We start from the raw sequence: 15,266 nt of genomic DNA on the forward strand, positions 1-15,266 counted from the left end.
CCCCTCCATCAGTATGTAATTACTCTAATCCCTAAGAACATGTATCTGGTAGTAACGAAGAATTCTAATGACAGCGCCTTCATTTAAGTCTTAAGTCGTGAATCTCCTGTGAATGACTCGCGTTAATTCCAAACCGCTTCGTTCCATTTCAATTGGTTTCGGAAATCCCTTATTTTTGTATGCTCATCAATCACTACACATTCGATTTGGACCATGTCTGCAAAATCATACAGCTGATCGGCTGTCAGCTCATAAGAAAAGACTGTGTGATGAGCACCTCCCGCGTATATCCATGCTTCAGTAGCCTCAGACAAACTTGGTTTTGGTTTCCACATCACTTTAGCAACAGGCAGATGCGGCGTCTCATATTCCGGCTTTAATGCTTCTACCTCACTTATGATCAAACGGTATCTGCCTCCCATTTCTACGAGTGAGGCATTGACTGCTTCGCCTCCTTGACCATTAAACACCAAACGTGCAGGGTCTTCCCTATTTCCCATGCTTAATGGATGGACTTGAATTTCTGGTTTTTCATTCGTTATTGTCGGGCAGATCTCGAGCATGTGCGAACCAAGAACCAGCTCGTTGCCGCTCTCAAGATGGTACGTATAATCCTCCATAAAGGAAGTGCCTTTATTTCCTGCCATGATTTTCATCAGTCTCAGCAGTGCCGCTGTCTTCCAATCTCCTTCACCTCCGAAACCATAGCCTTGCGCCATCAATCGCTGAACGGCAAGTCCAGGCAGCTGCTTCATTCCGTGAAGATCTTCAAAATTGGTAGTGAAAGCATTGTAACTGCCTTTAGATAAGAATGATTTTAATCCTAACTCGATTCTGGCTTGTTCTCTTATAGATTGTATGGCATTTTCAGCGGTTTCCGGAAAATGATAGGTAGCTCGATATTCTTTCATGAGCGCTTCAACTTCATTTTCCGTAATGTCACTAATTTCTTCGACTAGATCTCCTATGCCAAAGTAATCCACTGTCCAGCCAAACTTCAATTGAGCTTCTACTTTGTCTCCTTCTGTAACGGCTACACTTCTCATGTTATCTCCAAACCTTGCTACACGAATTCTCTTTCCTTCACAATAAGCGGCCGCTGTCTTCATCCAGCTGGATATCTTATCTTTAACGTCAGGGTTTTGCCAATGGCCAACGACGACTTTACTTGAAATCTTCATTCTTGACACCATAAACCCATATTCACGATCGCCATGTGCAGATTGATTTAAGTTCATAAAATCCATATCGATGGATTCCCAAGGAATGTCCCTATTGTGCTGGGTATGAAAATGAAGCAGCGGTTTTTGAAGCACACTAAGTCCTGAAATCCACATTTTCGCTGGGGAAAATGTATGCATCCAAGTAATGATACCTCCACAATTTTCAGCAGCATTTGCTTCCTGAACTACTCGTTCGATATCTTTATCCGTAGTTAATACCGCTTTGAATTTGACCGGGAATGGAAGAGCTTGCTGCATTCCTTCTACTATTTCCAAGGAGTGTTCCTGAACTTTGTCCAATGCTTCTTCTCCGTATAAGTGCTGACTCCCTGTCAAAAACCAAAATTCATAAGGCTGTATGTTTTGCATGATAACTTTTCCCCCTGTGCTTCGTTTTCCCATTTGTATCCTTTTGGCTGCGCATAAGCTTCAACCGTTTCATTACATCATTTTCTCGCCCGAAATAATCGTGAAGCTTACAGTACTCCTGATAAAGTTTTTCATAGACCTGCACATTCTCTGGAATGGGTTCTATTGCTTCTTCCTCCACCTTTGCCATATATTCAGAAGCCTCCATAATCGAATCATAGCCGCCGGAAGCAGCCCCTGCTGCAACAGCTCCAAACATAGCTGCGCCGAGTGCAGGTGTTTGTTTTGAAGCTGCTATGTTAATTTTTCTATTCGATACATCTGCGTAGATTTGCAGCAAGAGTTTATTTTTTTGCGGCAGACCTCCACACACATACAATTCTTCAACAGGTACGTCATTAAGATGAAAAGCATCAATAATTTTTCTTGTACCAAAAGCTGTTGCTTCAAGAAGCGTCCGATATATTTCTTCAGGCTTTGTTTGCAGCGTGGCACCTATAAGTAATCCGCTTAATTCTGTATCTACTAAAACCGATCTGTTTCCGTTCCACCAATCCAAAGCTAGAAGGCCGGTTTCTCCAGGAAGATAAGCGGCAGCTTTTTGTTCTAGGTATTGATGAATAGAGAGATTCAAATCTTTCGCTTCATCGTGTATAGACTTAGGAACGCTATTTTCAATATACCAGGCAAAGATGTCGCCAACAGCAGATTGTCCGGCTTCATATCCATAAAGCCCCGGGATAATGCCATCCTCTACAACTCCGCACATCCCTTCCACTGGTTTTTCTTCCGTGCCTAACACCATATGACAGATCGATGTTCCCATAGCCATTACCATCTTTCCTGGAGAGACTACCCCCATCGCAGGGACGGCAGCATGTGCGTCAACATTTCCTACCGCGACTGCTGTTCCAGGCTTTAATCCAAATTTCTCCGCCATATGAGGCGTTAATCCGCCTGCTTTTGTCCCCAAGGACACGACCTCTCCTCGCAGTTTTGTTTCAATTACATCTTCAAGTCCTGGATCTAATGACTTAAAGAAATCTTTATCAGGATAGCCTTCTTGTTTATGCCAAATAGATTTGTATCCAGCAGTACAGCTGTTACGAAGCAATCGGCCGGTCATTTGAGAAACGACCCAGTCCGTCGCTTCCACAAATCGATCAGCAGCGTGGAAAACTTCAGGTGCTTCATTCAATATCTGCCATATTTTTGCGATCATCCACTCAGAAGATATTTTCCCCCCATACCTTGGTAAAAAAGCTTCTTCTCGCTTTTCTGCGATGGCATTCAATTGATTGGCCTCATCCTGAGCAGCATGGTGCTTCCAAAGCTTCACCCAGCTATGAGGATGATCTTTCCAATCTTCATTAAATGATAGCGGCACAAGATCTTCATCAATAGGAAGCATTGTACATGCCGTAAAATCAATACCAATTCCGATAATTTCTTCAGGATTAACCTTCGTCTTATTTAATAAGGCAGGAATGGACTTCTCAAGTACTTCTAGATAATCGAAAGGGTGCTGTAATGCCCACTCATGCTCCAGCAGTATAGGAGACCCGGGTAGTGCTTCATCAATTACCCCATGCCGGTAAGGAGTCACATCATCTGCTATTTCTGCTCCATCTATAACCGACACTAATACTGCGCGGCCGGATTCGGTTCCATAATCAACTCCGATTGTATATTTACCACTCATTAAGCTGAACCTCCTTGCTATTTTTGACCATAGTAAGCATTCTCTCCATGTTTTCTTAAGTAATGTTTATCAAGCAGTTCCTGGTCCATGCTTGAAACTGTCGGATTCAACTGGTACGTATATAAAGCCATTTTTGCAACTTCTTCAAGAACCACCGCATTATGAATGGCATCAGCTGCATCTTTTCCCCAGGAAAACGGGGCATGAGAATGGACAAGCACACCAGGAATTTCATTTGGGTTTAATTTTCTTTCATTAAAGGTTTCTACAATGACCCGTCCTGTATCTAATTCATATGCTCCTCTTATTTCTTCACGGGTCATTTTCCTTGTACAAGGAATAGAGCCGTAAAAATAATCCCCTTGGGTTGTGCCTAAGCAAGGAATATCTAAACCTGCCTGAGCCCAGCTGGTTGCCCATGGTGAATGGGTATGAACGACGCCTCCAGCCCCCGGAAAGCTCCGGTAGATCTCGAGGTGGGTAGGCGTATCAGAGGAAGGATTGAGCTTTCCTTCAACCACTTCACCTTCCAAATCGACGACCACTAAATCATCGACAGTCATTTTGTCATAAGAAATTCCGCTTGGTTTAATTACCACTAGATCCTCATCTTTACTGTAACCGCTTACATTACCCCAGGTAAAAGTGACTAGTTTATAAGCGGTTAGTGCTTGATTAGCTTCAAGTACCTGCTTTTTTAACGTTTCGAGCATTAGTTAAAACACCTCTCATCAACTTGTACGTATATATTTTTAATTATACGTTTATATTAAATTAAATTGTCCGTACATGCAATAATATTTTAAAATTTTTCAAAAATTTTAACACTTCGGCTTTTTACTGCTTCAGCTTACGTTCAGAGGGACAGTCATGAATACATAAAAAAACACCTCAGCATCTCTGCCAAGGTGAGCCCAGAATATTTAATTCACGTTCTCTACGTCTTCTCCCGAACTAGTAAGGTCCTTTGTTGATTTTCTTTCCACAAGCTCAGGAGTATAAATGACACTTTTTACTTCTTCTTTTGCTCCTTTTCCCTGCTGCTTGCGTTTAATCAAGCTGAGAATAAGTTTGCTTGCAGTTCTCCCCATATCCGCTTTTGGATGATTCACAGAAGTAAGCTTTACTTCAGAAAGCTCGGCCAGAAATGAATTATCAAATCCCACGATTGATAAATCTTCAGGAATATTGATCTTCTTCTCCCTTAGTACGTCGAGAAGTTTCATAGCTAATTCATCGTTATAACAAATAATGGCTGTCGGACCCTCTTCCTTGTTAGAAAGCTTTTCACGTAGTTCACGTGCTGGCTTTTCGCACTTTTCTCCAGTACTATAAGTCGTAATATGCTTAGGATTTATTGGAACATTGTACTCTCTATGGGCTTTTAAATACCCTTTCATTCGGAGCGTGCCTTGCATATCATCTGTTTTAAAGAAACCTAAGATATTACGATGCCCTCTTTTAATTAAATATTCTGTCTGCAGGTATGCTCCACGTTCATCATCTACAACCACCCTGATTGGCTCTAATGCTTCGTAGTAAGCATTGATCATCACATAGGGCAGGTTTAAGCGCTCCAAGTTTAAATAATAATTAATATTTGGATTCGAATAAGCGCTTTTTGTCGGTTCGATAATGGCTCCATCGAAATTCTGCGAAATGATGTTCTCTAAATACTCTCTCTCCTTATCATGATTGTTATTCGTGTTAAACAAAGTGACCTGGTAGCCGTGTTCACTTAAATAAGATTCCGCACCACGAATAATCGATGGAAAAATATAATCAGAAATATACGTGGTCACAATAGCGATATTTTTCCTGGCCCGCAACTCCTTATTCTCCGTATGATTACTTCGGTCTGCGCAGAACGTTCCGGCTCCTTGAGCTCTGTACAACCAGCCTTCATTAACTAGTTCTCCTACAGCCAGCCTGACTGTATGGCGGCTCACACTAAATTGGCGCATCATTTCACTTTCAGAATGAATCTTTTGGTGCGGCTCATAGGTACCATCTAAGATTTTGGATTTGATTTCCTGTTTAATAAGATTATACTTTGTCTGCAAACTTGTTTCCCCCCGGCACAAAACTTGTTCGTATAAGTTAGCATACCATATGTATGAATGAGTTTCATTTATGAACAGCACATTTACACTAATTTAAATGACGAGTTCTACACATGTACGAGTCTTTCTTGAACGACACGCATGAAAAAAGGAAGACTCCGTGGATGGTCTTCCTTTTACTCATTCGCTTATTTAATTTTCATCTTCTACTACAAGGTGTTTTTCAAAGCGGCTGATATCTTTATCCGCGCCAATGACGATCAGGACATCACTTTCACGGATCTCCTCAGTCGCCATAGGGGAAACGATCACATCTTTATTTCTTTTAATAGCTACAACGTTACATCCGTAATGGGCTCGAATATCTAAATCCACAAGCGTGCGCCCGCTCATTTTCGAACCTGCCTTCACTTCCACAACGCTGTGATCATCAGATAGTTCAATATAATCTAAAATATTATTGGAAATGATATTGTGAGCAATCCTTTTTCCCATATCCCTCTCAGGATGTACGACATGATCAGCTCCGATTTTAGTAAGTACCTTTTCGTGATAGTCATTTTGCGCCTTTACAGTAATCGTTTTAATTCCCAGCTCTTTAAGCATAAGTGTAGTCAATATACTTGATTGAATGTTATCACCGATTGCTACGATCACGTGATCAATATTGCGAAGGCCTAATTCCTTCAGCACATTTTCATCGGTTGAATCAGCGATTACGGCATGGGCAGCAATCTCCTTGTATTCGTTAACTTTATCTTCATCAAGATCAAGGGCGAGCACTTCCATCCCTTCTCTTGCCAGTTCCCGGCAGATACTTCCGCCAAAACGGCCAAGGCCGATCACAGCAAATTCCTTTTTCATTGCAAATCCTCCAAAGTTTCAGGTGAAGTCTATTATTATTCTATCATAGAAGAAAGAGGATAATACAGAAATAATCAAAGAGCAGAAAGCTTTATTTTTTTCCTTTCACATAATCAGCGTCAAATAAAAACATCCGCATCAGCAGGACCAATGAAGGAATCAGCAATAGCAAGCCTGCAATAAATACAATCACTAGTGCGGCCCCCATTGTATCGTTAGTTACTCCACTGGAAAGAGTCACTTGTGGATGGAGAAGGTAAGGCAGATGAGAAACCCCATAGCCGAAAAAAGCAAAAAAGAACTGAAACATGACAGCGATAAACGACCATCCATAATACTTTCCTCTATAGACAAGCAGCACAGCGATCATGAAAAATGCGACCGATATCCCGAATACCCACCAAAGTTCAATCGCTCTTTGGTAATGTGCTGGATTTTGCTGACTCAACGCAATAAACGTCGTCAGGCTAGCAATAATGGTAGGAGAACTCCAAAATAAAGCATACTTTCTTACTAAGTTTAACGCCGGTTCATCACCAGCCCGGTGCGCATAATACGTCAAAAACATCGAACTAATATATAAAACAGATACGATCGCTAAGAATACTACGCTCCATGAGTATGGACTTGTTAAGAGTTCCCCATAAAGCAGCTGAACCCCGTTCCCGGTTTCTTCAATGTAGCCTCCTTCAGAGATTGTTAAAGCCGTAGACAAAGAGGCAGGAATTAACAGACCGGTGGCTCCATAAAGAAAGATATACAAAGGATTTTCTTTCGAACCGTAGTTTTCAAAAGCATAGAAAGAACCTCTAATCGCTAATAACACAATGGCAATACTGCCAGGAATTAATAATGATTGACCAAAATAATAAGCCATATCAGGAAAAAAGCCTACTAGTCCCACAAAAAAGAACACAAAGAATACATTGGTTACTTCCCACACGGGAGACAAGTATCTGGAGATTAATTGGTTTATAATATGATCGTTTTTGGTCACTTTCGCATAAAAGGCAAAGAAACCGGCACCAAAATCGATAGAAGCAACAATCAAGTAACCGTAAAGAAAGATCCAAAGTACAGTAATTCCAATATATTCAAATCCCATTATTCATCCTCCTCCCCGGCAGCCGCCACTTGAGGATAACGGTGCTCAAGTTCAAGTTCGGCAGGATTATTTTTAAACATTTTTCTTAAAACAGATATGCAGCCAATCGCAAGGACGGCATAGACTGCAATGAATAACAGAAACATTAGGTCAACATGGGAGGAAGTAGTGGCCCCTTCAGCTACTTTCATATATCCTCTCAAAATCCAAGGCTGACGACCGACTTCTGCAAAGATCCAGCCAAATTCTATGGCAAGCATCGCAAGTGGTCCAGTAAGTGCGAGGCCGATGAGCAGCAAGCGGTTATGCTCGTTCCACCTTTTTACTTTCCAAAAGACTAAATAAAGAAGAGCCATGCCGATGAGATAAAACCCGATAGACACCATTAAATCGAACATATAATGAATCCAAAGCGGAGGCTGTTCATCTTTCGGAGTCTCATCAAGGCCTGTAACTTCAGCATTGAAGTCCTCGTGGGCTAGGAAACTAAGCGCATTAGGAATTCGAAGCGCATGTTCTACTTCGTTGTTTTCATTTAATGTTCCAAAGACAATCAAATCGGCACCCTTCTCTGTTTCAAAATGCCATTCTCCCGCTGCGAGTTTTTCAGGCTGGTGATCCGCCAAAAATTTAGCCGATAAGTCTCCGGCAAATGCGGTGACAACTGCAAAAATAAAAGTTGAGATGACGGTGAGTTTTAACGCTTTTTTGTGATAGACGGACCCTTTTTTTGCCAGTATAATTATTGCGGTAATCGTAGCCAAAACAGCCGCTGAAGTTAAATAAGAAGACGAAATGACGTGAAATACTTTCGTAGGTGTAGCTGGATTAAACATCGCTTCTAACGGCTTAATAGCTGTAATGGTACGTCCCTCAAGCTGAAAGCCCTGGGGCGTATTCATAAACGCATTGACCGTAGTAATAAAGAAGGCAGACATCGTCGATCCAATAATGACTGGAATAGATAACAGCCAGTGAAATAGTGGATTTTTAAAACGATCCCAAGTATAAAGATAAGCCCCTAAGAAAATTGCTTCAAAGAAGAAAGCAAAAGTTTCCATAAATAATGGCAGACTGATAACATTTCCGGCAATTTGCATAAAGCTTGGCCATAACAAGGAAAGCTGCAGGCCAATCGCTGTACCTGTTACAACTCCCACAGCTACGGTAATCGTAAACCCTCTCGTCCATCTTCTGGCGAGCAGCGTATAGTGAGGATCCTTTTTCTTGATCCCGATAAATTCGGCAATAGAGACCATGACTGGAACTCCAACTCCGATGGTTGCAAATATGATATGAAAGCCTAATGTAAGGGAAGTGAGCATTCGGCTGAGTATAACGCTATCAAGACCCAACATTGTAAAACCTCCTTGCTGTTTCATCTAAAATCCGTATTGTCATCAGTATAGTACACTCCATTGCTTTTAAGTGGAATGAGACATGACGATTTTGTGACATGGTTCACAAAGTCATGTTTTTGACAAATTTACCTACTCTTCCTTACCCTGTCTTCTCCCCCTTTAACACAAAAAAACTCTGCAGATCTCACTGCAGAGTTTTGGACTAAATGGCATCCAGCATTTGAAATTGTGATTTCACCAGGTCAAAATATTCACCTTTCATTTGCATGAGCTCCTTATGAGAGCCACTTTCTAATATTTTACCATGTTCGAGAACAAAGATCGTATCTGCCTCTCTAATTGTTGAAAGGCGATGGGCAATAATTATCGCCGTCCGTCCATTGAGCAGCCGTTTTAAGGCCTCCTGGATTTTCATTTCTGTTTCCGTATCGATACTTGCGGTAGCCTCATCTAAGATAAGGATTTTCGGATCAGCCAGCAGGGCCCGGGCAAACGAAAGCAGCTGCCGTTCTCCCGCTGATAAGATGCTTCCTCTTTCTTCCACTTCGGTATCGTATCCATTTTTTAATCGTTTAATAAAATCATCCGCTCCGACTACTTTCGCTGCTTCTATGACTTCTTCATCGGCAGCATCTGGACGTCCGAATCTAATATTTTCTAATATTGTCCCTGAGAATATAAACGTATCCTGTAACACGACACTTATGTTCTGTCTAATACTGTCAATAGCTGCATCCTTTAAGTCAATGCCATCTATCTTCACAGTTCCTTTAGTTGGATCGTAAAAACGGCTGATCAAGTTCGCAATCGTAGACTTGCCGGATCCCGTATGACCAACCAATGCTACAGTCTCACCTTGCTTCATTTCCAAAGAAATTTCGTGAAGCGCTATACGCTTTTCATCATAGGCAAACTGTACGCGGTCAAACTCAATATGACCTTTCATATTCTTCATGTCGACAGCATTCATTTTTTCTTCTACATTCGGCTGTTCATCCAAAAATTCGAAAATCCGCTCTGAGGCTGCCATCGCCATCAGCAGCTGATTGTACATTTGTCCGAGCCTCGAAATCGGCTCCCAAAACATTCCTAAGAAAAAAGCAAAGGAAACAAATGTACCGACTTGAATATCCTGCTGTAAGATCAGGTACGCACCGTATGCTACAAGAATAACCGTCCCTACAGCATTACTCATCTCAACAAATGGACGGAACATCGCACTTTTTTTAGTAGCGATACGCCAGGAATTGAAATTATCAGAATTTACACCATTGAAAAATTCGGTGTTCTCTCTTTCCTGGGAAAAGGACTGTGTAATCCGTATTCCCTGGATACTTTCATTCAAATGCGAATTAAGTTTCGATTGCTGGATGCGCACTTGCTGCCATGACCTTCGAATATTCTTTCTGAGCTTTGTAGAGATGTAGAACATGATCGGCATAATAACCATGATTGCCAGTGCCAGTTTTGGACTGAGAACAAGCAAAATAATGATAATTCCCGTTAACATGACAACATCCATTAATAAATTGATAATCCCATTCGTAAACAATTCCTGCAGAGAATTAATGTCGTTCATAATTCTTACAAGAATAGAGCCTGCTGAACGTGAATCAAAAAACTTATGGGAAAGGCGCTGCACGTGAGAAAACAGATGGCGCCTTAAATCGTAGATGACGTTCTGCCCTAAAATATTCACGTATTTTATTCTTAACGCATTTCCTATATAGCTTAACAGATACAGGACTGCTATTCCGATCACAAGCTTAGTTAGCAAACTTGTATCTTTATTTGCAATCGCAATATCAATGGCTACCTTACCGATAAGGACGGGAACAACTAATCTGACAATAGTGGAGATAAGCATAGAAATAATAGAAATGGGAAGCAGGTTCTTCGTATAAGGTTTGATATATTTCATTAACCTGACCATTTGCGACCAGTTAAACGGTTTATCAATGGCCTGGTCCTGCGTATATTTAAATCGATTGAGGTGCTTATTCGTTTCCGGCCGGTGTTTAGGTTTTCTAGCCAAGGTCCGTCCCTCCTCTTTAAGAAATATGAGATGTGTTCATAATAATCTCTTTATCCTGGTATTGAATGTCATAGATTCTCTGATATGGGCCGCCATTTTCAAGCAGTTCATTATGGACACCGCGTTCTTTAACCCATCCATCCTCAAGCACGAGGATTTCATCCGCATGTTTTAAGGAAGAAATTCTGTGGGCAATGATAAAAGTTGTTCGTCCTTTCATGACCTCTTTTAATGCTTTTTGAATTTGGAATTCCGTTTCCATATCTACAGCGGATGTGGCATCATCCAAAATGAGAATCGCCGGGTCAACAAGAAGGGCACGCGCAATCGCTATTCGCTGCTTCTGGCCGCCGGACAAACCCATGCCGCGCTCTCCGAGCAAAGTATCATAACCTTCAGGCATTTCCATGATAAAGTCATGAGCCTGGGCCCGTTTCGCTGCCTGTTTCACATCTTCTAATGTAGCGTCCGGATTCCCATAAGCAATATTCTCTTTAATCGAAGTCGAGAATAAGAATGCTTCCTGCAGGACAAAGCCAATGTTTTTTCGTAACGTTTTTAAACCATAGTTCTGAACCGGTTCCCCATCGATCAACACCTTGCCTTCTTCCGGCTCATAAAAGCGTGTTATGAGCTGGGTGATACTCGTCTTCCCAGACCCTGTTGAGCCTATAAGACCAATGGTTTTTCCAGGTGGAGCATCAAAGGAAATTTGTTTTAATGCCGAATCATCATCTTTCTGATAAGTAAGGGTTACATTTTCAAAAGTTACATGTCCGCTTAAGCGATCCTTTACGACAGGGTCATGTTTTTCACGAATATCCTCTGAAGACTCCAGAATTTCCAGCAGCCTTTCCCCGGATGCTTTCGCCTGAGAAAATAAATTGATCACAAAACCAAGGTTCATCAATGGACCTAAAATGTACCAGACTAAACTAAAAAAGGCCACCAGTTCCCCCAGCATCAGATTTTCATTGATGACCATGTAGCCTCCATAAGCTAATAGCGCTACGACACATACATTGCCGATAAACTCCATTAATGGAAAGTATTTCGCCCAGATATTAGCTGTATCAATATATTTTCCTCGATAGTCTTCACTACGCTTTAAAAACCGTCCAATTTCAAAATCTTCCCTGGAAAGCGATTTCACAGTATTCATGCCGCTGATGTTTTCCTGGACACGCGTATTCATTTTCCCAAATGATTTTCTAATTTTCCGGAAAGCGGGATGAACCTGTTTATCAAATTTGTAGACAACTACTGCAAGAAAAGGCATGGCAACCATCGTCACAATTGCAAGTGGAACAGAATAGTAAAACATGAGGCTCAAGCTGATGAGTATAAGCAGGGTTATACGGATCACTTCAGAAAAACCAACAGATAGAAAGAAGCGGAACCCTTCTACATCAGCCGTGAGTCGGGACATTAAGTCACCGGTTTTGGCGTTATCGTAATAGGTAAATGGCAGGCGCTGAAGCTTTTTGTATAATTCATCCCTTAATGAATATACAGATCTAATTCCAAACAGATCCCCTAAGTATTGATGAAAATAGGTGGCGAATCCTTTAATAATCATCAGTCCGAGGAACAATGCACTGATATAAGGAATCAGGTTGTATTTCTCGTCTCTCACTACATCATCAATAGTAACCTGAAGAATCATTGGATAAATAAGCGTAATAGCTGTAACAAAGATAAGGGCGAATAGCGACCATAAGAAATAATTTCGAAATGGCCAGTAAAATTGTTTGAGTTTTTTCAGCGTATCCAACTTTCTCCCTCCTCCGCAATTAATTTTTAACGTAATAACTAATATATCGGGTATCGAAATAAATTTCCACACATTTGCACAAATTTTTCAAAAATTTCCGCTACAAATTTAAATCTATGCAGCACGTCATAAACAATCCCAGGAAATAGAGATTAGCTCTAAGATTGTAAGTGAAACCACCGCTTCGAAAACATCCTCCGTTTTCCTCAGGACCGGCCAGGCTGTATGGATAACCGGAAATAAGAATTATCCAAACGATATCGAATACCCTAAGAAAATTTAAGGTCTTACAACCTCTTTCTAAACAGCTCTCCAGCAGAAAGAAATCGAGTAATAAAAGAAGTGTGATGCTTTCTGAATTTCCTCTAAAGCGCCCTCCCTCCCCATACTTAAAAAGATATCTTAATACAAAAAAACTTGCAGAAAAACGAAACCGTTTCTCTGCAAGCTATGCCATTCGGATATGGAATTAGTGGTTCAACTACTGATTTACACCTAAAACACGGTTGACACGTTTACGAAGCATTTTCATACCGCCGCCTCCTGCTTGGAAATGACGAAGATTTCCTTCTTCATCAAACACGTAGTAGGCTGGAACGTATTGGTTTTCAAAAGCATCCGTTAACGCATGCTGGTTATCTACATAGATCGGTTGAGTGATGCCATGTTCTTCAGCGACTTCTTTAATTTGCTCTAAATCTAGATCCTTCTCAGAACGCGGCATATGCACAGCTACCACGTTAAGGTCTTTTTCATATTCATCGCGAAATTCGTTCACATTTGGCATCGCTTCTTTACAAAGACCACAGCTCACGGACCAAAAATGAATAAGTGTAGGCTTGTCTCCAACTAAATCCTCTTTATTTAAAGGTTCGCTGTTTAACCATTCTGTGGCTTCCGGCAGTTCAGGCATTGGTTGTCTTAATCGCATCAAATCATCCTCCTTATTTCATGCTTTATGATGGAAAGGGGCCTAACAATATGTTAGGCCCCTGCTGATCCAGTCCTTCAACTATTATAGAGTTTCTTGACCTGGCTTCCAGTTGGCCGGGCAAAGTCCACCCGTTTGAAGAGCCTGAAGTACACGAAGAGTTTCGTCTACATCACGGCCGATATTGTTATGGTTAACAACCTGATATTGAAGTTCACCTTCAGGACTGATAATAAACAATCCACGAAGTGCTACCCCTTCTTCTTCAATGAGTACGCCATAATCTTTAGCTACTTGGTGATTTGTATCCGCAGCTAGAGCATATTGAAGGTCCCCAAGACCATTATCTTCACGAGAAGTGTTGATCCATGCCAGGTGCGTATGAATCGTATCCGTTGATACACCGATAACCTCTGCATCTAAATCTTCAAACTCGTCGAAGCGGTCTGAAACTGCAGTGATTTCAGTAGGGCAGACAAATGTGAAATCCATTGGATAGAAAAATAGAACGGTCCATTTGTCATTTTTCATGTTTTCCTCTAATGATACTTTTCCGAATTCTTTGTTTGGAAGCACCGCATCCATTTCAAAGCGGGGTGCTTGCTTGGCTACCATACGTTCTGCCATTTGAATCCCTCCAACAATGTTTTCCATTGAGTATAGTTAGTTTCGACAATCACATCTTCTAGTATAACGAGTAGTCAATTTGTAGTCAATGTAAAATGATAATTAGTGTAATCTAGTCACATACTGATTCATACAACTATGTAACACTATTATAGACGTTTCTGATTCTCATTAAACAATATATAATGAGGAAAGTAAAATGATCTGCCTTAAAATTCGACATTCTCCGCACATCATCGACAGGTAATAATTGAAAAAACTATTCTCTATCAGCTATTCTATAAAAAGGACCATGAAACTGAAAGGAGTAGTTTATGAATTTATTTGAAGAAGGATTTCAATTTAATCCGAGTGTATTAGTAGAATGGCTGATTACAGGTGGACTGAAAATCTTGATCTTGCTGCTTGCTTTCGCCATTATTAACCCAATCGGACAAAAAGCGATTCGAGTAGCCATTGATCGTATGAGCGCACAAAGAAAACTTGAAGAAGGACGAAGCAAAACACTGGAAAAACTCTCTTTAAACATTTTTTCCTACACTTTGCTGTTTATTCTAGTCATTATGCTCCTAGGTGCAGTGGGGATTGAAATCGGACCGCTTCTAGCCGGTGCCGGCATAGTTGGTTTAGCTATTGGCTTTGGCGCACAAGGGCTCGTTTCAGACATCGTAACAGGCTTCTTTATTCTCCTTGAACGTCAGGTGGAAGTGAATGATTATGTTACTGCCGGCGGTTATGATGGAATTGTTGAGGAAGTTGGAATTCGCACAACCAAAATCCGCAGCTTTGACGGAACATTGAATTTTGTACCTAACCGCAATATCTCAGGGGTCGCCAACCATTCTCGTGGAAATATGAGAGCCCTTGTCGATATAGGTATTGGTTATGATGAAAATATCGATGAAGCAATGAGTGTTTTAAAAGAAGTCGCTGATGATTTTGCCGAGAACGATGAACGTTTTAAAGAAGGGCCTAGTGTATTAGGAGTACAGAGCCTCGGGTCATCCGATATAGTTATCCGCATTCTCGGTAAAACGGAAAATATGCAGCAGTGGGGCGTTGAACGTGACTTGAGAAAAGCAATGAAAGAAGCTCTTGACCGGGCAGGAATTGAAATTCCATACCCTCATCACGTATTCGTAGAGAAAAAAGAAGAAGGATAAAAATTACCGTAGCAGTATGATTCAGCTTGCAGAGAACTTCGATTTCTCT

Annotated in this window: 12 protein-coding genes; 1 reads left to right on the top strand and 11 read right to left on the bottom strand. The window is 41.1% G+C overall.

Features of this window, described 5'->3' with window-relative positions; genetic code table 11:
- Window positions 1-122: 122 nt before the first annotated feature.
- The 11 genes from araA to MUN89_RS14905 form a co-directional block, all read right to left on the bottom strand.
- Window positions 123-1,592 carry an L-arabinose isomerase gene (gene araA, locus MUN89_RS14855; protein WP_244708566.1) on the bottom strand — a complete coding sequence of 490 codons (1,470 nt, stop codon included), beginning with the start codon at window positions 1,590-1,592 and terminating at the stop codon, window positions 123-125.
- Window positions 1,570-3,294: a ribulokinase gene (locus MUN89_RS14860; RefSeq protein WP_244708567.1), complete on the bottom strand. Its 1,725-nt coding sequence runs from the start codon at window positions 3,292-3,294 to the stop codon at window positions 1,570-1,572. The genes araA and MUN89_RS14860 overlap by 23 nt, the downstream gene beginning before the upstream one ends.
- A 17-nt stretch (window positions 3,295-3,311) precedes the next feature.
- Window positions 3,312-4,007 carry an L-ribulose-5-phosphate 4-epimerase gene (gene araD / locus MUN89_RS14865; RefSeq protein WP_244708568.1) on the bottom strand — a complete coding sequence of 232 codons (696 nt, stop codon included), beginning with the start codon at window positions 4,005-4,007 and terminating at the stop codon, window positions 3,312-3,314.
- A 210-nt stretch (window positions 4,008-4,217) separates the two neighbouring features.
- Window positions 4,218-5,357: a GntR family transcriptional regulator gene (locus MUN89_RS14870; RefSeq protein ID WP_244708569.1), complete on the bottom strand. Its 1,140-nt coding sequence runs from the start codon at window positions 5,355-5,357 to the stop codon at window positions 4,218-4,220.
- A gap of 192 nt (window positions 5,358-5,549) precedes the next feature.
- A complete protein-coding gene (locus MUN89_RS14875) occupies window positions 5,550-6,221 on the bottom strand; it encodes a potassium channel family protein (protein WP_244708570.1) in 672 nt (223 codons plus the stop codon).
- A gap of 91 nt (window positions 6,222-6,312) precedes the next feature.
- Window positions 6,313-7,326 (bottom strand): cytochrome d ubiquinol oxidase subunit II, encoded by a 1,014-nt coding sequence (locus tag MUN89_RS14880; RefSeq protein ID WP_244708571.1) that lies wholly within the window; start codon window positions 7,324-7,326, stop codon window positions 6,313-6,315.
- Window positions 7,326-8,684: a cytochrome ubiquinol oxidase subunit I gene (locus MUN89_RS14885; protein WP_244708572.1), complete on the bottom strand. Its 1,359-nt coding sequence runs from the start codon at window positions 8,682-8,684 to the stop codon at window positions 7,326-7,328. The genes MUN89_RS14880 and MUN89_RS14885 overlap by 1 nt, the downstream gene beginning before the upstream one ends.
- 205 nt (window positions 8,685-8,889) lie before the next feature.
- Entirely contained in the window at window positions 8,890-10,722 is a 1,833-nt protein-coding gene (locus tag MUN89_RS14890) for an ABC transporter ATP-binding protein (RefSeq protein ID WP_244708573.1), read from the bottom strand.
- A gap of 16 nt (window positions 10,723-10,738) precedes the next feature.
- A complete protein-coding gene (locus MUN89_RS14895; protein WP_244708574.1) occupies window positions 10,739-12,496 on the bottom strand; it encodes an ABC transporter ATP-binding protein in 1,758 nt (585 codons plus the stop codon).
- A gap of 481 nt (window positions 12,497-12,977) precedes the next feature.
- Window positions 12,978-13,427 (bottom strand): TlpA family protein disulfide reductase, encoded by a 450-nt coding sequence (locus tag MUN89_RS14900; protein ID WP_244708575.1) that lies wholly within the window; start codon window positions 13,425-13,427, stop codon window positions 12,978-12,980.
- Window positions 13,428-13,511: 84 nt separating this feature from the next.
- Window positions 13,512-14,054 (bottom strand): peroxiredoxin, encoded by a 543-nt coding sequence (locus MUN89_RS14905; protein WP_244708576.1) that lies wholly within the window; start codon window positions 14,052-14,054, stop codon window positions 13,512-13,514.
- Window positions 14,055-14,368: 314 nt separating this feature from the next.
- On the opposite strand from MUN89_RS14905, the gene MUN89_RS14910 reads away from it, so the two are divergent.
- The gene (locus MUN89_RS14910; protein WP_244708577.1) at window positions 14,369-15,217 is read left to right on the top strand and encodes a mechanosensitive ion channel family protein; all 849 of its coding nucleotides are present in this window, start codon (window positions 14,369-14,371) and stop codon (window positions 15,215-15,217) included.
- Window positions 15,218-15,266 lie beyond the last annotated feature (49 nt).

The sequence above is a fragment of the Halobacillus salinarum genome, from assembly GCF_022919095.1.
Lineage (GTDB): Bacteria > Bacillota > Bacilli > Bacillales > Halobacillaceae > Halobacillus_B > Halobacillus_B salinarum.

What these genes read in the sequence shown, in the direction of transcription:
- araA (WP_244708566.1), bottom strand. Translation starts at nt 1,592, where the DNA reads ATGCAAAACATACAGCCTTATGAATTTTGGTTTTTGACAGGGAGTCAG.
- MUN89_RS14860 (WP_244708567.1), bottom strand. Translation starts at nt 3,294, where the DNA reads ATGAGTGGTAAATATACAATCGGAGTTGATTATGGAACCGAATCCGGC.
- araD (WP_244708568.1), bottom strand. Translation starts at nt 4,007, where the DNA reads ATGCTCGAAACGTTAAAAAAGCAGGTACTTGAAGCTAATCAAGCACTA.
- MUN89_RS14875 (WP_244708570.1), bottom strand. Translation starts at nt 6,221, where the DNA reads ATGAAAAAGGAATTTGCTGTGATCGGCCTTGGCCGTTTTGGCGGAAGT.
- MUN89_RS14880 (WP_244708571.1), bottom strand. Translation starts at nt 7,326, where the DNA reads ATGGGATTTGAATATATTGGAATTACTGTACTTTGGATCTTTCTTTAC.
- MUN89_RS14885 (WP_244708572.1), bottom strand. Translation starts at nt 8,684, where the DNA reads ATGTTGGGTCTTGATAGCGTTATACTCAGCCGAATGCTCACTTCCCTT.
- MUN89_RS14900 (WP_244708575.1), bottom strand. Translation starts at nt 13,427, where the DNA reads ATGCGATTAAGACAACCAATGCCTGAACTGCCGGAAGCCACAGAATGG.
- MUN89_RS14905 (WP_244708576.1), bottom strand. Translation starts at nt 14,054, where the DNA reads ATGGCAGAACGTATGGTAGCCAAGCAAGCACCCCGCTTTGAAATGGAT.
- MUN89_RS14910 (WP_244708577.1), top strand. Translation starts at nt 14,369, where the DNA reads ATGAATTTATTTGAAGAAGGATTTCAATTTAATCCGAGTGTATTAGTA.